General features: G+C 33.6%; 19 protein-coding genes and 2 tRNA genes. 11 read left to right on the top strand and 10 right to left on the bottom strand.

Going from position 1 to position 19,840, the window contains the following annotated elements; translation table 11 throughout:
- Window positions 1–5: 5 nt before the first annotated feature.
- From GMA17_RS02090 to GMA17_RS02110, 5 genes are all read right to left on the bottom strand, one after another.
- Window positions 6–845 carry a phytoene/squalene synthase family protein gene (locus GMA17_RS02090; protein ID WP_248398616.1) on the bottom strand — a complete coding sequence of 280 codons (840 nt, stop codon included), beginning with the start codon at window positions 843–845 and terminating at the stop codon, window positions 6–8.
- Window positions 846–906: 61 nt separating this feature from the next.
- Complete coding sequence (locus tag GMA17_RS02095; protein ID WP_248398619.1) at window positions 907–2,373, bottom strand: NAD(P)/FAD-dependent oxidoreductase; 1,467 nt, start codon at window positions 2,371–2,373, stop codon at window positions 907–909.
- A gap of 44 nt (window positions 2,374–2,417) precedes the next feature.
- Window positions 2,418–3,314 carry a MerR family transcriptional regulator gene (locus tag GMA17_RS02100; protein WP_248398622.1) on the bottom strand — a complete coding sequence of 299 codons (897 nt, stop codon included), beginning with the start codon at window positions 3,312–3,314 and terminating at the stop codon, window positions 2,418–2,420.
- Window positions 3,315–3,477: 163 nt separating this feature from the next.
- Window positions 3,478–3,561 (bottom strand) — tRNA-Leu (locus GMA17_RS02105).
- A gap of 55 nt (window positions 3,562–3,616) precedes the next feature.
- A tRNA-Lys gene (locus GMA17_RS02110) sits at window positions 3,617–3,689 on the bottom strand.
- Window positions 3,690–3,820: 131 nt separating this feature from the next.
- Here GMA17_RS02110 and GMA17_RS02115 point away from each other — a divergent pair.
- A complete protein-coding gene (locus tag GMA17_RS02115; RefSeq protein ID WP_248398624.1) occupies window positions 3,821–4,336 on the top strand; it encodes a shikimate kinase in 516 nt (171 codons plus the stop codon).
- Here the strand turns inward: GMA17_RS02115 and GMA17_RS02120 are convergent.
- Window positions 4,328–4,834, bottom strand: coding sequence for a phosphoribosyltransferase family protein (locus tag GMA17_RS02120; protein ID WP_248398626.1), 507 nt, complete (start codon window positions 4,832–4,834; stop codon window positions 4,328–4,330). The genes GMA17_RS02115 and GMA17_RS02120 overlap by 9 nt on opposite strands.
- A gap of 43 nt (window positions 4,835–4,877) precedes the next feature.
- The gene (locus GMA17_RS02125; protein WP_248398628.1) at window positions 4,878–5,264 is read right to left on the bottom strand and encodes an RNA-binding S4 domain-containing protein; all 387 of its coding nucleotides are present in this window, start codon (window positions 5,262–5,264) and stop codon (window positions 4,878–4,880) included.
- 80 nt (window positions 5,265–5,344) lie between these two features.
- On the opposite strand from GMA17_RS02125, the gene GMA17_RS02130 reads away from it, so the two are divergent.
- Window positions 5,345–6,364 carry an FKBP-type peptidyl-prolyl cis-trans isomerase gene (locus GMA17_RS02130; protein ID WP_248398631.1) on the top strand — a complete coding sequence of 340 codons (1,020 nt, stop codon included), beginning with the start codon at window positions 5,345–5,347 and terminating at the stop codon, window positions 6,362–6,364.
- 73 nt (window positions 6,365–6,437) lie between these two features.
- On the opposite strand, the gene GMA17_RS02135 is transcribed toward GMA17_RS02130, so the two are convergent.
- From GMA17_RS02135 to GMA17_RS02145, 3 genes are read right to left on the bottom strand one after another with little or no spacing between them, the layout of a single operon-like run.
- On the bottom strand, window positions 6,438–7,022 hold the full coding sequence (locus GMA17_RS02135) for an outer membrane beta-barrel protein (RefSeq protein WP_248398634.1): 585 nt from the start codon (window positions 7,020–7,022) through the stop codon (window positions 6,438–6,440).
- A 48-nt stretch (window positions 7,023–7,070) separates the two neighbouring features.
- Window positions 7,071–8,024: a transketolase family protein gene (locus tag GMA17_RS02140; protein ID WP_248398637.1), complete on the bottom strand. Its 954-nt coding sequence runs from the start codon at window positions 8,022–8,024 to the stop codon at window positions 7,071–7,073.
- 32 nt (window positions 8,025–8,056) lie between these two features.
- Complete coding sequence (locus GMA17_RS02145; protein ID WP_248398640.1) at window positions 8,057–8,902, bottom strand: transketolase; 846 nt, start codon at window positions 8,900–8,902, stop codon at window positions 8,057–8,059.
- Between the two features lie 168 nt (window positions 8,903–9,070).
- On the opposite strand from GMA17_RS02145, the gene tgt reads away from it, so the two are divergent.
- The 9 genes from tgt to GMA17_RS02190 all read left to right on the top strand — a co-directional run bounded on the left by tgt (window position 9,071) and on the right by GMA17_RS02190 (window position 19,830).
- Window positions 9,071–10,201: a tRNA guanosine(34) transglycosylase Tgt gene (gene tgt / locus GMA17_RS02150; protein WP_248398642.1), complete on the top strand. Its 1,131-nt coding sequence runs from the start codon at window positions 9,071–9,073 to the stop codon at window positions 10,199–10,201.
- Window positions 10,202–10,272: 71 nt separating this feature from the next.
- A complete protein-coding gene (locus tag GMA17_RS02155; protein WP_248398645.1) occupies window positions 10,273–11,295 on the top strand; it encodes an LptF/LptG family permease in 1,023 nt (340 codons plus the stop codon).
- On the top strand, window positions 11,282–12,187 hold the full coding sequence (locus GMA17_RS02160; protein ID WP_248398647.1) for a DMT family transporter: 906 nt from the start codon (window positions 11,282–11,284) through the stop codon (window positions 12,185–12,187). Before GMA17_RS02155 ends, GMA17_RS02160 begins: the two co-directional genes overlap by 14 nt.
- A gap of 146 nt (window positions 12,188–12,333) precedes the next feature.
- Window positions 12,334–13,287, top strand: a complete 954-nt coding sequence (locus GMA17_RS02165) for an acetyl-CoA carboxylase carboxyltransferase subunit alpha (protein WP_248398651.1) — start codon at window positions 12,334–12,336, stop codon at window positions 13,285–13,287.
- A gap of 168 nt (window positions 13,288–13,455) precedes the next feature.
- The gene (gene dnaB / locus GMA17_RS02170; protein ID WP_248398653.1) at window positions 13,456–14,991 is read left to right on the top strand and encodes a replicative DNA helicase; all 1,536 of its coding nucleotides are present in this window, start codon (window positions 13,456–13,458) and stop codon (window positions 14,989–14,991) included.
- A gap of 132 nt (window positions 14,992–15,123) precedes the next feature.
- Complete coding sequence (locus GMA17_RS02175; RefSeq protein WP_248398655.1) at window positions 15,124–16,143, top strand: AI-2E family transporter; 1,020 nt, start codon at window positions 15,124–15,126, stop codon at window positions 16,141–16,143.
- Window positions 16,144–16,282: 139 nt separating this feature from the next.
- Complete coding sequence (locus tag GMA17_RS02180; RefSeq protein ID WP_371922427.1) at window positions 16,283–17,467, top strand: asparagine synthetase B; 1,185 nt, start codon at window positions 16,283–16,285, stop codon at window positions 17,465–17,467.
- A gap of 1 nt (window position 17,468) precedes the next feature.
- The gene (locus GMA17_RS02185; RefSeq protein ID WP_248398659.1) at window positions 17,469–19,169 is read left to right on the top strand and encodes a histidine kinase dimerization/phosphoacceptor domain -containing protein; all 1,701 of its coding nucleotides are present in this window, start codon (window positions 17,469–17,471) and stop codon (window positions 19,167–19,169) included.
- Window positions 19,162–19,830 (top strand): LytTR family DNA-binding domain-containing protein, encoded by a 669-nt coding sequence (locus GMA17_RS02190; RefSeq protein ID WP_248398661.1) that lies wholly within the window; start codon window positions 19,162–19,164, stop codon window positions 19,828–19,830. The genes GMA17_RS02185 and GMA17_RS02190 overlap by 8 nt, the downstream gene beginning before the upstream one ends.
- The last annotated feature ends 10 nt before the right edge of the window (window positions 19,831–19,840 follow it).

The raw sequence follows: 19,840 nt of genomic DNA on the forward strand, positions 1-19,840 counted from the left end.
TATTTTTACAATAAATTTAGCTGATATTTTACATAACTACGCGTTAATAACTCAATTTTTTTATAATTAGCCACGCGAATTCTCGTGTTCTTGATTTGTAATGCTGGTGTTTTCTTTAATTTTTTCAAAAGCTGACTATAATATCTGTAAGCGGTAAAAACACCAAACTTGGCTTCAATAGGTAATTCCTTAATGCCCTGAAGTCCAATTGCGAAATCGCGCTCTATTTCTTCAATTATTAAAATTTTTGAAGTCTCATCTAGTTTGGATAAATCCGTATTTGGAAAATATGTTCGACTTAAATCTTCATAATCACTCTTTAAATCTCTTAAAAAATTCACTTTTTGGAATGCAGAGCCTAAATGCATGGCCGAATTTTTAAGGTGATTGTATTTCTCATTATCACCTTTTACAAATACTTTCAAACACATAAGTCCAACCACGTCTGCAGAACCGTAAATATAAGTATTGTATTCATCTTGGGTTAAATAAGTAGTTTTATGTAGGTCTGTACGCATACTTCGCATAAAGGCTTCAACCATATGTTTTTCAATTCCATATTTATGATAGGTTTCTTGGAAGGAATTTAAAATGGGATTTAAACTTATTTTACGTTCTAAAGCCAAATACAAATCGCTTTCAAATTCATTAAGCAAGGTTTCTTTATCGTAATCATGGAAACTATCTACAATTTCATCCGCAAACCTGACAAAACCATAAATATTATAAATATCCTGGCGGATAGAACGGGATAACATTTTGGTTGCCAAAGAGAAAGACGTGCTATAGGTTTTAGTAACCGTTTGACTGCACGCATGAGAAACATGGTCGAAAATTGATTTCATCTTTTAGTGTTTATTTGTTGCAAGGCTTTTAATTACATTCAGTAAATAGGATGCGTGGTTTTTAGGTTGTATGATGTTTATTAATTAGCTCGGCAACCAGTTTTCCAGAGATTAATGATGGTGGTACTCCAGGTCCTGGAACTGTTAACTGTCCTGTAAAATACAAATTATTTACCTTCTTACTTTTTAATTTTGGCCTTAAAAAGGCAGTTTGCAATAAAGTGTTGGCCATTCCATAGGCATTTCCTTTATAAGAGTTATAATCCTTAACAAAATCGTTTACACAAAACGATTCTTTAAAAAGGATATGTTCGCGTACCTTTTGAGAGGTTAATGTTTCAAAGCGATCCATAATTTTTGAAAAATACGTCATCCGTAACTTCGTATTGTCTTTCAATCCAGGTGCTAATGGAATTAAAAAGATGCCAGCTTCTTTCCCTTCAGGAGCTGCGTGACTATCTGTTATAGAAGGAAAGCTTGCATAAAATAGAGGGTTTTCTGGCCATGCGGGTTTGTCGTAAATAGATTCGGCGTGTTTTTCAAAATCTACATCAAAAAACAGGGTGTGGTGATTAACATTTTTGATTTTCTTATCAAAACCTACATAAAACAGGAGGGATGAAGGGGCAAACGTTTTAGAACTCCAGTAGGCTTCCGAATATTGCTTGTACTCAGGATCCAAAAGTGTTTCTGTGTGGTGATAATCGGCGCCACTTAAAACCACATCGCTCAAATAGGTTTCGCCATTTGAAATGACGCCTGAAGCGACTTTATTTGCAACGAGTATTTTCTCAATAGGTGCATTGATTTTAATAGTAACATCCAAACTTTTAGCCAATGTTTCCATGGCTAAAATAACTTGATACATGCCTTTTTTAGGGTGAAATGTTCCTAGTCCAAAATCAGCATAATTCATAAAACTATAAAACGAAGGTGTATCACTAGGTTTGGCGCCGAGAAATAATACGGGAAACTCCAAAATGGTAACTAACCGCTCGTTTTTAAACTCTTTACGCACATCCTTTTTAATGGTGCTAAAAAACTGTCCTATTTTTTTGAAGGTTTCGGTTGTTACCAATTCAAAAGGCGAAACTCCCGGGTTATAAACCAAATCTTTAATAGCCACATTGTAATTGTCCTGTGCCTTATTTATGAATTTTTGAAGTGTTTTTGAACTGCCTGGTTCCTCTTTCTCAAAAGCGATAGCAATTTTATCTAAAGTGTCTTCTATCGTTATATAATCGTCCTTTCCGTAATAAACAGAATAGGCTGGATTTAGCTTTTCTAATTGATAAAAGTCAGAAGGCTTTGTATTGAAATCGGCAAAAAAGCGTTCAAATACATCAGGCATCCAATACCAGGTTGGACCAATATCAAAGGTGAATCCATTTTTAGTTAATTGTCTTGCACGACCGCCAATAGTATTGTTCTTTTCAAATACAGTAACATCGTGCCCAGATTTTGCTAAATAGCAAGCTGCAGCTAAAGACGAGAACCCGGAACCTATAATTGTAATTTTCTTTTTCATGTGTTTAACAAATGTACAAAAATGTTAAACAAAAATACTATTTTTTAAAGATATTTTTCTAAATCTGCAATAGAATGAAACACTTTAATGGATTTATGTAGCTTGCTTGTATCAATATGATCTAACATTCGTCCAAAAACCCACAATTCGTTGTTGTTTGTGAGTAATTCATTTTGAAATTCATTTAAGTAACCCGAAATATTTTCTGCCTCTGGTTTCACAGTAAAGTATGAAAGGAAAATGACGTTCTTGTAATGTTTCAAAATGTCCTTTAAGCTAACAATGGGAACGCTTGGTCCTAAATAAATAGTGTGATATTCAGATTTTGTTAATTTGTAATTGATGAAGTGAAGACCTAAATCGTGAATTTCGTTGTTAGGAAGAAAGAGAACAAAGGTTTTCTCGTTGTTTTTTGGGGATATATATTGATGCTTTTCAATATTAATCAATAATTTCTGTTTAATCAGTTCTGAAATAAAATGTTCTTGCGCAGGTGTTATGGTATTTGTTTGCCAAAGCAAGCCTATTTCACTCATTAGTGGAATGAAGACTTCCAAGAATATTTCCGAAAAACTTTTATTATTTTTTAGTGTATCATAGGTTTTTAAAAAGAGTGCTTTGTCAAAATTCAGCATGGCTAGCTTAAACATGTTGGTGGCATGATCATCGGCATAATCTTTAGCTGATAGATTACGCACCGTGTCTGCAATATCTAGCTCATTAATTTTAGCGATTTTGGAAATTTTATAACCATTGTTATAAAGAAACGTAATGTTAAGTAGCTTCTGTAAGCTTTCTAAGCTATAAAACCTAATATTAGTTTCGGTGCGGTTTGGTTTTAGAAGGTTGTAACGTTTTTCCCAAATTCTAATGGTATGGGCTTTGACACCTGATAGGTTTTCAAGGTCCTTGATGCTGAAGTTATTCTTAATATTGTTCATATTTTATTCGAAAATATTAAACAAAAATAATAAATTAATTGGATATACAACCAGAAAGCTATTTTTTATGCTATGAGTTTAAGCGGTTCTTTGAGATGTAGAATGATAGATACTTGGTAGAAAATGATGAAAACGTCTAAAATTTAGGTTGACGTAATTTTAGTGCGCACGAGAAGACTCGAACTTCCACGGACTAATGTCCACCAACCCCTCAAGCTGGCGCGTCTACCAATTCCGCCACGTGCGCATTAAATAATGACTAAAAATAAAAAAAGTTAAGCAGATTGCTTAACTTTTTTTAGTGACCAGGCTGGGGCTCGAACCCAGGACCATCTCCTTAAAAGGGAGATGCTCTACCAACTGAGCTACCTAGTCATTTTGTTTCTCTGTAACGAGGGTGCAAATATAAAAGCTTTAATTAATAAAACAAGGCTTTTTTTTAATTTTTTTTTGTTTTTTTGTTGACCAAGATCGTATCTTTTTAATAATCAATTTTTAAGCTAATTATGAATATTATTTTATTAGGTTATATGACGTCCGGAAAATCGCTAATTGGTGAAAAATTAAGCCGGATTTTAAGGAAACCGTTTCAGGATTTAGATGATTATATTGAAAATAAAGAAGGTTTGTCTATTTCTGATATTTTTAAAACCAAAGGTGAAATATATTTTCGTAAAATAGAGGCCAAGCATTTAGAGACGTTCTTACAGCAAGAAGATATGATATTATCATTAGGAGGAGGGACGCCTTGTTATGGCAGTAATATGAAGCTCATTAAACAGCAACCGAACAGTAAAAGTATTTACTTGAATGTTTCTGTAGCCGAATTAGGAAAGCGTCTTTTTTTAAATAAAACAAACAGACCTTTAGTAGCCCATTTAAAAACTCAAGAAGAAACAACGGAGTTTGTAGGGAAGCATATTTTTGAACGACTTAACTTTTATAATCAAGCCGATTTAAATATCCAAGCTAATAAATCGCCGGATGATATTATTGACGATATTTTATTAAAATTAATCTAAAGAGGCCTCAAAAAATTTTCCTTCCAAAATAACATCAACATGTTCATGAAGTGAGGTGGATAAAGAAATTCCTTTAAAATCTGCTTTAACAGGATACTTTTTGTGATTCCGGTTCACTAAAACGGCCGTTTTAAATTGTTTTAAGGGCACATCGAGAAAGTGTTTTACTCCGTAAATAAGTGTGGTTCCAGAATTTAATACGTCATCAATTAAAATAACGGACTTATTTGTGTAATCTGAAACCGCTAAAGAAGTAGTAATAGGGCTTAACGGATTTTTCTTATCAATTTTTACGCGACATAAAATAGGGTTGATTGTCGAAATTTTATTTAAAACGGTTTTTAATTTCTTGGCTAGAAGGTACCCATTAGAGTCAATGCCAGCCAAAACAACTTCTTCTTCATCCACATTGCTTTCGTAAATTTGATAGGCAATACGTCTTATTTTATGAACTATCTCATCGTGATTTAAAATCGTATTTTTTTCTGTTGTTTTCATAAAACTGTTTTTTCAAAGATAATAGAGATAATTATAAATTCTTTTAAATATCGGATTCAATTCCGTTCTCACCACGATATTCTTCAATGTCGCGACGATCTTTTTTAGTCGGTCTTCCTGTGCCTTTTTTGCGGTAGTAATCTTTAGAATACTTTAGTAATTCATTGGCTGCAAAGGCTTCTTTTGGTGTAGTGTCCGTTCTATAAATATCAACTAATTTAGCGCCAACACGGTTTGGTGGTAAATCATTAATAGTTAGGGTGTAGTTAATTTGATCTTTTCGAACCTCAATTTTATCTGTTGCATACACATCGCGACTAGGTTTTACAGAATCACCATTCACTTTTACATGCCCTTTCTTGCAAGCCGTTGTGGCTATGGTTCTTGTTTTGAAATATCTAACACACCATAAAAATTTATCTATTCGCATACAAAAGGTCTAAAAACTACGTTAATGTTGTTGTACAAAATTATTTAAAAATTGTATCTTGCCAACAAAAATAAGCAATAATGAAATTAAGAAAAATTTTACTTTTAATAATAACGGTTTCTGCGTTATTTGTTTCTTGTGATAACGATGATGAAGCGGCTGTGCCGTATACACCACCTCGAGATGCTGGCGAAGTATATTTAGAGGATATTGCCGATATTGAAGAATATCTTGAGACACACTTTTACAATTATGAGGAATTTCAGCAAAATAATCCATATAGCGTAGTCAATGATGGGTTTGAGATTGTTTTTGATACAATTGCTGGGTTAAATAGTGATAAAACGCCATTAATAGATATGGTACAATTTAAAATGATTAATAGTTATGGCGTTGATTACAAATTGTATTTTTTAAAAGTTCGTGAAGGTCTCGGAAATGTTATTCATTTTTCAGATCAAGCTACTTTAAATTATGAAGGTAGTAGTATAATTAATGGGTACGTATTTGATAGTGCTGTTAACGAGACACAATTTAATCTATTGCCTGTGGGAGCTGTTTCTGGAGTTATTCCAGGGTTAAGGGAAGGTATTATTGAATTTAAAACGAGTAATGATTTTAGCAATAATATGGATGGAACAACTAATTATCATAACCACGGAATTGGTGCAGTTTTTATTCCATCTGGATTGGCATATTTTGATCAACCTCTCGTGGGTGTTCCAGGATATACACCCCTTATCTTTAAATTTAATTTATATAAAAGAACCATATTAGATCATGACGGTGATGGTATCCCTTCATTTCTAGAAAACTTAAACGACAATGGCGATATTTTTGATGATGATACAGATGGAAATTTTAACCCTAATTTTTTAGATGATGATGATGATGGTGATGGCTATTACACGAGAGATGAAATTGATTATAATGAATATATATTAATGACAGGTGATCCAGAGCCTGTGTTTGCGGAAAATGAATTTGAAAGTTCACGTATAGAAAATAATGGCACCATTACAATTAAAACTATTATTTTAACGGATAGAAATGGTGATGGAATTCCTGATTATTTGGATATTAATACGATTCCAGAATAATATAAATAGACTTATGTAAAAACAAAAAAACCGCAATTTGCGGTTTTTTTGTTTTTATAATGTCGTTTCAACTTTAGAGTAGCAGTGAAATACTTAAAATGAGTTGATCCGGACGTGTGTCTATTCTTCCAATACTTAATCCGTTATCCGTAGCAAATACGGCTTCATTATCACTGAAACCACGTTCATAACGTAAATCAAATCCAATTTTATTTAAGCTAAAACCGACGCCAAAATTGAGTCCAACCGTAAAATCGTTTTCTATGGAGTCAATATTAATTCCATCAAATTCCGAGTCGATAATATATTGTAATGAAGGACCGGCAAAAACATTAAGTACTTTTAAAAATCGAACACCAACCAATAGCGGAGCATCAATTTTTTGCATTTTAAAATCACCAGTATTATATTTACTCTTGGTGGCTGTATAAACCAATTCTGGTTTGGCAAAAATCTTTCCTCCAGCTTTATAGAATAAACCAAAATGGTAGCCTACATTCCGGTCTGGTTTTTCTGCAGCGCTAACGGCCGATTCATAATAATTACCATTTGCGTTGTAGTTTAATCCACCTTTAAAACCAAAACCACTTGCGGTTTGAGCTGTTGCTGTGCCTATAAATAAAAAGGAGGCAACCAGACTTAAAACAAGATATTTCATAATTATTTGTTTTTTTGATTACCTCCTTTAAACGAAAATAAATTTCGTTTATTTTCTTTTCACGACAGTTTCTGCCGCTTTTACAATAGCTTCTGCATTTAGGCCATATTTTTCCATGAGTTGAGCAGGCGTTCCCGACTCTCCAAACGTGTCATTCGTTGCTACAAACTCTTGTGGTGTTGGATAGTTTGTTGCTAATACACGGGAAACACTTTCCCCTAAACCACCTAAATGGTTATGCTCTTCCGCCGTCACTATACAACCTGTTTTTTTAACTGATTTTAAAATAGCGGCATCATCTAAAGGTTTTATGGTGTGAATGTTAATTACTTCAGCAGAAATACCTTTCTCATTTAAAGTTTTAGCAGCTTCAAGAGCTTCCCAAACTAAATGACCCGTTGCCACAATCGTTACATCAGTACCATCCAATAAATGTAGGGCTTTACCAATTTCAAATTTTTGGTCAGCAGGTGTAAAGTTGGCCACACTTGGGCGTCCAAACCTTAAATAAACAGGACCTTCATGTTCTGCTATAGCAATAGTTGCTGCTTTGGTTTGGTTGTAATCACAAGGATTAATAACCGTCATGCCGGGTAACATTTTCATTAAACCAATATCTTCTAAAATCTGGTGTGTAGCACCATCTTCACCTAAAGTTAAGCCCGCATGCGATGCACAAATTTTCACATTTTTACCTGAATATGCAACACTCTGACGAATTTGATCGTAAACACGACCAGTTGAAAAGTTAGCAAAGGTTCCTGTAAATGGAATTTTACCACCAATAGTTAAACCAGCTGCTAGTCCAATCATGTTGGCTTCCGCAATACCGACTTGAAAAAAACGTTCGGGATGGTTCTTTTTAAAATCATCCATTTTTAACGAACCAATTAAATCCGCACAAAGAGCCACAACATTTTCATTGGTTTTTCCTAGTTCGGTTAATCCAGCTCCAAAACCTGAACGTGTATCTTTATTTCCTGTGTTTGTATATGTTTTCATATGTATGTCCACCAAAGTGGAAGTCTTTTTAATTAATAATCGCCTAAAGTCTCTGGGTTTTGTTCTAAACCTATTGCTAATTGCTCGTCATTAGGTGCTTTTCCGTGCCATGCATGTGTATGCATCATAAAATCGACACCATTACCCATAACGGTTTTTAGCAAAACACAAACGGGTTTGCCTTGTCCTGTTTTAGATTTTGCTTCAGCCATTCCTTTTAATATAGCGTCTATATTATTACCGTCCTCAATCTCCACAACCGTCCAATCAAACGCTTCAAACTTGGCTTTTAAACTGCCCATTGGTAATACATCATCCGTAGAACCATCAATTTGTTGACTGTTTAAGTCGATAGTTGAAATAATATTATCAACCTTATTACCGGCTGCGTACATTATAGCTTCCCAGTTTTGACCCTCTTGAAGTTCGCCATCACCATGTAAGCTGTAAACTAAATGAGTATCATTATTTAATTTTTTTGCTTGTGCAGCCCCTAAAGCAACAGACATACCTTGACCTAATGATCCGGAGGCAATACGAATACCTGGTAAACCTTCGTGTGTAGTTGGGTGTCCTTGCAAACGGGAGTTAATTAATCTGAATGTATTTAATTCATCTACTGGAAAATAGCCCGAACGCGCTAAAACACTATAATATACCGGTGAAATATGACCGTTTGATAAAAAGAATAAATCTTCACCAAAACCATCCATATCAAATCCGTCTTTACGGTCCATGATATCTTGGTATAGTGCTACAAAAAATTCGGCACAACCTAATGAACCTCCTGGGTGTCCAGAGTTTACCTTGTGTACCATACGTAAAATATCTCTACGTACCTGGGTTGTTAAATTTTCTAATTGTTGTGTGTTTGACATGTGTGTGTTGTTATTTTTATGTTGCAAAAATAACGCTTTATCTAGATTTATTATAAGAGTTTAAGTGCATTTATTAACGATTTCAATGCATTTGCTAACAATTTTGTTTTTATTAAGAAGTACATCGTAATATCTTATTTATATTTGCCCTCTCATGATAATTTGAATATGACATTTGACTTAAAAGCAACGGACCCGAAAACAAAAGCAAGGGCCGGAAAATTAACAACGGACCATGGTGTAATTGAAACACCAATTTTTATGCCTGTAGGAACCGTTGCAACCGTAAAAGGTGTGCATCAGCGTGACCTCAAGAATGAAATTAATCCCGATATAATTTTAGGAAACACCTACCATTTATACTTGCGTCCACAAACAGATGTATTGGAAAAAGCGGGTGGAATACATAAATTTATGAATTGGGACCGGAATATTTTAACCGACTCTGGTGGGTACCAAGTATATTCCCTATCTGCAAATAGAAAAATTAAGGAAGAAGGGGTTAAATTTAAAAGTCATATTGATGGAAGTTACCATTTCTTTACACCTGAAAACGTCATGGAAATTCAACGTTCTATTGGTGCTGATATTATTATGGCTTTTGATGAGTGTACACCATATCCATGCGATTATAGATACGCCAAACGATCCATGCACATGACGCATAGATGGTTGGATAGATGTATTAATCATTTGGAAAAAACACCACTAAAATACGGGTATGATCAAGCTTTTTTTCCAATAGTTCAAGGAAGTACGTACAAGGATTTACGAAAACAATCGGCAGAATATATTGCCAATGCAGGAGCAGTAGGTAATGCTATTGGAGGATTATCGGTTGGTGAACCCGCCGAAGAAATGTACGGCATGACAGAAGTAGTAACTGCTATTTTACCTGAAGATAAACCCCGATATTTAATGGGAGTTGGAACGCCAATTAATATTTTAGAAAATATAGCCTTAGGTGTTGATATGTTTGACTGTGTCATGCCTACTAGAAATGCACGAAATGGGATGCTTTTTACGGCTCATGGTTCCATAAACATTAAAAACCTAAAATGGCGCGACGATTTTTCGCCTATTGACGACATGGGAATCACCTTTGTTGATACCGAATATAGCAAAGCCTATTTAAGACATTTGTTTACGGTTAATGAATTGTTAGGAAAACAAATTGCTACCATTCATAATTTAGGTTTTTATATGTGGTTGGTTCGTGAAGCGAGAAAACATATATTAGCAGGAGATTTTGCCACTTGGAAAGATAAGATGGTAAAACAAATGGATAACCGCCTTTAATTTAGAAGCTACAGAAATTGAAAATATTAGATTGGTACATATTAAAACGTTATCTCTTTACATTTTTTGTTATGTTGTTACTGTTTATTCCAATAGGAATAACGGTTCACCTAGCCGAAAAGATTGGTAAAATTTTAGAGAATGAAGCACCTTTTGGTGAGGTCATGCTGTATTTTCTAGATTTTACTATTTACTTTGCACATCTATTATTCCCGTTATTTTTATTTTTGTCTGTTATTTGGTTTACCTCCAAATTAGCAAATAACACAGAAATTATCGCCTTTTTAAGCTCTGGTGTTTCTTTTACTCGTTTTTTAAGACCCTATTTAATTGGCGCAACTATCGTTTCAATTTTGGCTTTAATTTTAGGTTTATATTTAGCGCCAGAAGCGAGTAAGGGTTTTAATGATTTTAATTACAAGTACTTAAAAACGAATAAAAGTCCTATAGATAATCAAAATGTTTATAGGCAGATTAATGACAACGATTATATTTATGTAAGTAGTTTTGATACGAAACAAAAATTAGGACAAAATTTCACTTTAGAACATATTGAAAATGATCGAGTGATTTACAAAATTACGGCAAATACAATTCGTTATGAAGAAGAAGACTCTACCTACAGGCTAACTAATTACGTAAAAAGAACCATAGGTGATGGTGATGATATTCTGGAAGAAAGCCGTCGGAAAAATGTTCATTTTGATTTTGATTTAGAAGATTTAACACCTGTTGAATATATTGCGGAAACCCTTCAATATGGCGAATTAAATAGGTTTATTGAAAAAGAAGAGGCACGTGGTTCATCTTATATTAGCCGTTACAAATTAGTGAAGTATAGAATTTGGAGTTTACCCGTTTCCGTATTTATTTTAACCATTATTGCCCTTTCTGTTTCATCTATTAAAAGGCGAGGAGGCATGGGCGTAAACCTGGCGTTTGGTATTGGTATTGCCATGGTATTTGTATTCTTTGATAAGATATTTGGTGTGTTGGCATCGCAATCAGATTTTCCGCCACTTATTGCTGTGTGGTTTCCAAATATATTATTCGGTATATTAGCTTCTTACCTCTTGTATAATGCTAAACGATAAATTAAAAAACTACGCACATTTACATCTGTTGGTTTTTATTGCTGGATTTACAGCTATACTAGGACAGTTAATTTCTATTGAGGCAGTTTCTCTTGTTTGGTATCGCATGCTTATTGCCCTAATTTTTATGGGTGTTTATGTCTATTTTTCCAAAGCAAAAATTAGAATATCACGTCAATCTATGCTCATGCTAGGTTTTGCGGGTATTGTTATAGCCTTACATTGGATTACGTTTTTTGCAGCAATAAAAGTGTCTAACATATCTATTACTTTAGCCATGTTTTCTACTGGAGCCTTCTTTGCTTCCTTTATAGAACCCTTAATTTATAAACGAAAATTGATAGGATATGAAATCCTATTTGGGATTCTCGTTATAATTGGGGTTTTTGTAATCACACAAAGTGAACTTCATTATTGGTTAGGTATTGTTTTAGGTATTGTTTCAGCTTTCTTATCATCACTTTTTGCTGTTTTAAACGGTAAGTTTTTAGAGAAACATTCGGCAACGGTCATTTCATTTTATGAGTTTATTAGTGGCGTCATTTTTATAAGCCTGTATTTGTTTTTTGCCGGAAATGGTTTTTCTTCAGAATTTTTCGCCCTCCATCTATCGGATATAATCTACCTTTTAATTTTGGCTTCCGTATGTACCGCCTATGCATTTATAGCTTCGGTATATGTAATGCGCTACATAAGTCCATTTACGGTTGTGTTAACCTATAATTTGGAGCCCATTTACGGCATCATTTTGGCCATACTTATTTTTCCGGAAAAAGAAAAGATGAGCACTAATTTTTACATTGGAGCTTCCATTATAATTAGTGTTGTGGTACTTAACGGCATATTAAAAAATAGAAGAAATCGTCGGAATAAAGTAACCATGTTGTCATAAAATTAATAATGCTTTTACCATGTAATTGGTAATTAGTACTTTTGTAAAAAGCGTTATGCATGCCTAATATTTCGTCTTTTTACTTCGGTTTAAAATGAAAAAAATATGTAGGTTTGTAGGCTAACTAATTTAAATTAAAAATTCCTATGGAATATTTAGAATTTGAACTTCCCATTAAAGAACTTGAAGAGCAGTTACAGAAATGCGAGATAATAGGTACGGAGAGTGAAGTAGATGTAACCGAGACTTGTAAGCAGATTGAAAAGAAGCTGATTGCTACTAAAAAAGATATATACAAAAATTTAACGCCTTGGCAGCGTGTACAAATGTCACGTCATCCAAACCGTCCATATACATTGGATTATGTAAAAGCACTTTGTGGTGAATCGTTTTTAGAGCTTCATGGCGATCGAAACGTTAAGGATGATAAAGCCATGATTGGTGGTTTGGGTAAAATTGGTGATCAAAGTTTCATGATTATTGGCCAACAAAAAGGGTATAATACCAAAACACGCCAATACCGAAACTTTGGAATGGCCAATCCTGAAGGTTACAGAAAAGCATTGCGTTTAATGAAATCTGCTGAAAAATTCGGTATTCCTGTCATTACCTTAATTGACACACCAGGTGCTTATCCGGGATTGGAAGCGGAAGAACGCGGCCAAGGAGAGGCAATTGCTAGAAATATATTAGAAATGACACGCTTAAAAGTACCAATTATTACCGTTATAATTGGTGAAGGTGCCTCGGGTGGTGCGTTAGGAATTGGTGTAGGAGATAAAGTCATGATGTTGGAGAACACCTGGTATTCCGTAATTTCACCTGAATCTTGTTCGTCTATCCTATGGCGCAGCTGGGAATATAAGGAATTAGCTGCCGATGCCTTAAAATTGACGGCTACAGATATGAAACGAATGAAATTAGTAGATCAGATTATTAAGGAACCACTTGGTGGTGCTCATAGTGATCGTGAAACAACTTTTTTATCGGTTCGTGATGCTATTTTAAAATCTTTTGAGGAGCTTAAAAACTTATCACCAAAAGAATTAGTGAAAAATAGAATGGATAAATATATGAATATGGGTGTTTTTAAAGGCTAATCCTTTTCATACTATACAACTTTAAAATCTGAAATTTTTTATTTCAGATTTTTTTATGCTTATTAACAATATAATCGACTTATTAACAGTTAAATTGTTAACTTATGGTTAACAACGAAACTCTAAAACTGCTATCATTATAGCAACCTTTTAATTACTTTCGCTCCTATGAAACAACCGAATCAAATAAAGGGATATCCCGTAGACAAAAGCACTTTAATCAGTCTTGAAAAAGGTAAAATACCACCGCAAGCTATTGATTTAGAGGAAGTTGTTCTTGGAGCTATGATGATTGACAAAAAAGGTGTTGATGAGGTTATTGATATTTTAAGTCCTGATGCATTCTATAAAGAAGCACATCAACATATTTTTGAAGCCATTTTTCAGTTATTTGAAAATAGTGAGCCCATTGACTTATTAACCGTTTCAAGTCAGTTAAAGAAAAATTTAAAACTGGATGTTGCTGGTGGCGATTTTTACCTGATTTCACTTACACAAAAAGTGTCATCTTCTGCACATATTGAGTTCCATGCCCGTATTATTTTACAGAAATTTATTCAACGAAGTTTAATAAAAATTTCGAGTGAAATTATAGAAGACTCATACGACGAAACGCAAGATGTTTTCGATTTATTGGATAAAGCGGAAGCTAAATTATACGAAGTCACACAAGGAAATATTAAAAAATCCAGTGAAACCGCTCAAAGTTTGGTAATTCAAGCCAAGAAAAAAATTGAAGAAATTTCTAATAAAGACGGCTTAAGTGGTATTCCAACAGGTTTTACCAAATTGGATAAGTTAACTTCGGGATGGCAAGAAAGTGATTTAATTATCGTGGCAGCCCGTCCTGGTATGGGTAAAACCGCTTTAACCTTATCTATGGCCAGAAATATTGCTGTAGATCAAAATATTCCTGTGGCTTTCTTTTCTTTAGAGATGGCTTCAGTACAATTAATTATGCGTTTAATTTCGAGTGAAACAGGTTTGTCTTCAGAGAAATTACGTACAGGTAAACTAGAAAAGCACGAGTGGGAACAATTAAACGTAAAAGTTAAGGGTCTGGAAAAAGCACCTTTGTTTATTGATGATACACCATCCCTTTCTATTTTCGATTTACGAGCAAAAGCCAGACGTTTAGCATCTCAACATGGTATTAAATTAATCATGGTGGATTATTTACAATTAATGACGGCCGGAGGAAGTCAGAAAGGCGGAAACCGTGAACAAGAAATTTCTACAATTTCTCGAAACTTAAAAGCTTTGGCTAAAGAATTAAGTGTACCAGTAATTGCTTTATCACAATTATCGCGTGCTGTTGAAACGCGTGGTGGAAGTAAACGCCCGTTACTATCAGATTTACGTGAATCTGGTGCTATTGAGCAAGACGCGGATATTGTGAGTTTTATTTACCGTCCAGAATATTATAAAATTGATGAATGGGATGATGATGAACGTTCGCCAACAGAAGGTCAGGCCGAATTTATTATTGCCAAACACAGAAACGGTGGATTGGATAACATCCGGCTGAAATTTATTGGTAATCTTGGTAAGTTTGATAATTTAGATGATTTTGATACACCATTTGATCATGAATTTCATTCCAAAATGAACGAGGCCGCAAATGATAACACATTTAAAGCAGACCATTTTCCATCGCCTAATGATGCCTTTGGTGCTCCAGATGATAATGATGTTCCTTTTTAAACTCGACGGATTGGCGCAACTCATTTTAAACATTTTCTTTCTAATTTTAAAAACTTAAAATTGTCCTAACTTTTAGCAGGCATACCATGTTTTTGACTTAATTTTGCAATTCCATTTAATTGTGGCTTTTATATGAACCAGTTGCGTACTACAAATATATTATTATCCATCATCGTAATTCCGTTGGTGTTTTTTTTACTGAAAATACTTTCGTTTATATTTATTCCGTTGATTTTCTCCATGTTTATTGCCTTACTATTTTTACCGCTCATGCGTTGGTTAGGTAGAAAGAAAATTCCAAGAGCAATAAGCATAATAATAGTGGTTCTCTTAATAGCTATTGGTTTAAAAATTGGTCTGGAACTCGTTAAAGTTTCAGGTCGTGAAATCTTAAATTCGGAAACGGAATTTTTTGTAAAGGCTGAAGAAAAATTTGATACCCTTTTACTTATGGGGAATGAAACCTTTGGAATTGAGGTTGATAGTAAAGAAAGCTTCTTTAAAAAATTCATTCACGAGGAAACAATTGGGGTTACTATTGATTTTGTTCGGAAAACTTTAACGATGATATTAATGACCATATTTTTTGTTGTCTTATGGCTAGCCGAGTCTATTAATATTCAAAAAGTACTGAATAACACGTTACTTAAACTGAAACACACCTCTGTAAAAACCTTTATTAAAATTGAAAATGATTTAATAACGTTTGTCAAAGTTAAATTTGCCGTTAGTTTAGCCACTGGAATTGGAACCGGTTTGGCCTGTCTGTTTTTTGATGTTAGCTTTCCCATATTCTGGGGATTATTTGCGTTTTTAATAAATTTTGTACAAATGGTAGGTTCCATTATTACCGTGGTTTTATTATCAGCATTTGCCTTTATTGAGTTAGATCCTACGAGCATTTTATTCTTCTTTGTGGTTTCAATCACAGGTGTTCAGGTTCTTTTTGGTTCTATACTTGAACCGATTTTTATGGGGAAATCGTTTTCATTAAACGTTATAACTGTTTTAGTTATGCTTATGCTTTGGGGCTATATCTGGGGAGTTCCAGGTTTAATTATGGCTATTCCAATCACTGTTTTCTTAAAAATCATGTTGGAACAGTTTGAAAGTACTAAAGTAATTGCTAATTTATTATCCGGTAAAAACTAGACCATTATTGAGGTTAAAATTATTTTAAATTAATTTGAAAGGTCTATATTTTCAGTATCTTTCAACTATGAAAAAGTTAACCGTTCTCTTGCTGTTTTTGTTCACCTTAAATAGTTTTGCATCCTATATTTTAATTCCTATGGATGCCGAAGGCCAGAAAAATCATCTGAAGGCTTACGGTATTACCTATTGGACTTTGGATAATCAACTAAAAGTAAATTGGTTGTTGAATTACAGAGGTGGATCCTTTTTGCTTCCAGATACGGAACGCATTCGTCGGGAATGTCAAATTCGTGGTGTATCCTTTGAAGTTCTTTCGGATTCTAAAGCAGAAGCTATTCTTACAGAAATTAGTAGTCCGAGTAAAAATATGGAATCCGTTGTGCTTGAAAAAGCACCCAAAATTGCTGTGTATTCACCAAAAGGGAATTTACCTTGGGATGATGCCGTAACTATGGTTTTAACCTATGCTGAAATTCCTTATGAAACCATTTATGATGAGGAAGTATTGAATGATGCCTTGTTATTATATGACTGGTTGCATTTACATCATGAAGATTTTACGGGGCAATACGGAAAGTTTTACGCCAACTACAAAGCGGTTTCTTGGTATATTGAAGAAAAGAAAGCTGCCGAAGCTCTGGCAAAACGGCTAGGCTATACTAAGGTTTCCAATCAGAAATTAGCGGTTGCCAACAAGATTAGAGATTATGTTATTGGCGGTGGGTTAATGTTTGCCATGTGTAGTGCTACGGATAGTTTTGATATTGCATTATCTGCCGATGGTGTTGATATTTGCGAACCCATGTTTGATGGCGACCCTAGTGATGCTAACTATCAAAGTAAAATTGATTATGCTAGAACCTTCGCATTTAAAGACTATATTTTAGAAAGGGATCCTAACGTCTATGAGTTCTCCTCTATTGATATGACAACAAAACGTAGAATACCAAAGATGACGGATTATTTTACGTTAATGGATTTTTCGGCAAAATGGGATCCAATTCCAACTATGTTAAATCAAAATCATACAGCTTTAGTTAAAGGCTTTATGGGACAAACTACCTCGTATAGTCGAGATCAAATAAAGGCAAATGTGTTAGTTTTAGGTGAAAACAAAACCAATGGAGAAGCCAAATACATACATGGAGTTAAAGGGAAAGGTTTTTTTACCTTTTATGGTGGTCATGATCCCGAGGATTATACCCATAAAGTTGGTGATCCGAAAACGGAATTGGACTTATATCCAACATCACCTGGATACCGATTAATTCTTAATAACGTGCTATTTCCAGCCGCTAGGAAAAAGAAACAAAAGACCTAGAATGAAGCATACTATCGCTTTTCTTTTTTTACTTTTTTCGCTATTATCATTTTCTCAAAATGATTCCATTATAAGTTATGGTCAAAACCTGATTTATGAAAACAAGTTGGATGATGCTATTTCGTTTTATAATTCTCATTTAACCGAACCTCAAAGTCCAGAACAAAAAATAAAATTACTAATAGGATTAGCCGATACCTATAAATTGAAATTGGATTTTAAAAAAACCAATGCGTATTTAATGGAGGCCTATGAGGAGATTGAACGAATAGAAGATCTCCAATTAAAATTCCTGTATCATGTTAAAATGATGGAGTTTTATAGAAAAAGAGGACTTTATTCAGAGGCATTAGATCATCAGCTCAAAGCCGAAATTTTAAAAAGAAACAACCCAATTGCCGATTATTATTTATCCAGTTATTATGGTCGAAAAGCAGCACTTTTCTCTCAGCATTTTGGATACTTAGATTCCGTTGTGATTTACGCTAATAAATCTTTAAAATTGGCAGAAAAGGTAAATCACAAGGGTAATATATTTTATTCAAAATTAGAATTAGCTAGTGTTTATGAGCGGCGCGGAGATGTAAAAGGAGCCATTACCCATTTTAAAGATTTATTAGAATATGCCAAGAATAATAATTTGGTACAACATCAAGCTGATGTTTATATTAATTATACCAATGCTTTAATTAAAGATAATCAATTAGAAAAAGCCTTACAAATAGGGTTGGAGGCTATAGATTTTACAAAAGCCAACGACTTATTATTTAATGAAATAATTGTAACGATAAACGTTTACGAAACCTATAAAAAGCTAGGTAATAATGTAAAAGCATACGATTATTTGCTCTATCGTATGGTGCTTACAGATGCATATAACAGAAAAGAGCATGATAAATTTTTATTTGAACTTGAGGAAAAGTATAAACTTACAGAAAAGGAAAATCAAATTAAAATTAGTAACCTTGAAATTAAAAACAAAAATAAAGAATTAGCTTCGAATAAAATTAATCTTTATATCATATTGGGGTTGTTTTTAATAGCAATTGTTGTAACATTAATGATCACCTATTTTCTACAAAAAACAAAAAAGAGCAACAGAAAGTTACAATTACTGTCACAAGAAAATGAGTTTTTATTAAGCGAAGCCAATCACCGAATTAATAACAACTTACAACTTGTTGTTATTCTTATTTCAGATCAGTTAAAAAAATCATCACCAGACAATGCGTTCCAGCTTAAAAGTATATTAACAAAAGTAGATGCTATTTCAACCTTGCATAAGCATTTGTATAAAAATAGGGATAAAAGTAAAGTAGATGTTGCAAACTATTTGAATGATGTAAAAGTTAGCTTCTTCGAGGTCTTTAAGGAGAACGATATTCAAACCGATTTTAAAATCGATTCTGTTGATATTTCTTCAGATCATGCCATGTATTTTGGCTTACTGCTTTCAGAGTTGTGTATCAATTCCATTAAACATGCCTTTGATAAGGAAGACAGTAAAACGGTAAATTTCAGATTGACTCACAAAGAAAACAGGATGTATTTTAATTATTCCGATACAGGTTCACGCGAAAAAAATAAAGAGGTCAAGCCAAAACTAATTGATAAAATTTGCCGTCAGTTAAAAATAGAGTATCAAATAGAAACCGATAATGGGTTCTCTTTTTCATTTGAAAAACACATTACTAATGACTAGTTACCAAAACACTAAAGTCCTTATTGTAGAGGATGATGTGATTATAGCGGAATATATTGCTGATTTGTTACAGGATGAACAATTTTCTAATTTAAAAATAGTTCACGATAAGAACTCCGCTTTACATGAAATGGCTTCCTTTCTACCAGATATTATTTTAATGGATATCAACTTAAGTGGTTTTAATGACGGGATTGAATTATCAAAATCTAAAAACACGAACGCAACGGTTATTTTTATCACAGGACAGTCTGATTTTGCATTAATGAATGAAGCCTTAAAAACGAATCCGGATGCTTATTTAACAAAACCCATTAAAAAAGTAGATGTTTTGGCATCCATTAGTTTAGCTATTCAGAAAAAACAAAAGCAAAGTTTTCAGTTTAAAGATGGATATGACATTGTGAATTTAGAATATGATGCTATTAAATACATTATGGCTGACGGTAATTATAGTAATATTTATACAACTTCTAAAAAATATACAATTAGGCAGTCCTTAAGTACTATTTTTAAACAATTACCATCAGATATATTTAAACAAACCCATCGGTCATATGTTGTAAATAAAAGTAAAGTGCTTCGTATAACAGCCTCTTCCGTATTTGTTAATGATGTAGAAATTCCATTATCCCGAACCTATATAAAAGGCTTTAAGTAGTATTTTACAT

The organism is Bizionia sp. M204 (assembly GCF_023205095.1).
In the GTDB taxonomy this organism is placed as follows: Bacteria; Bacteroidota; Bacteroidia; order Flavobacteriales; family Flavobacteriaceae; genus Algorimicrobium; species Algorimicrobium hallyeonense.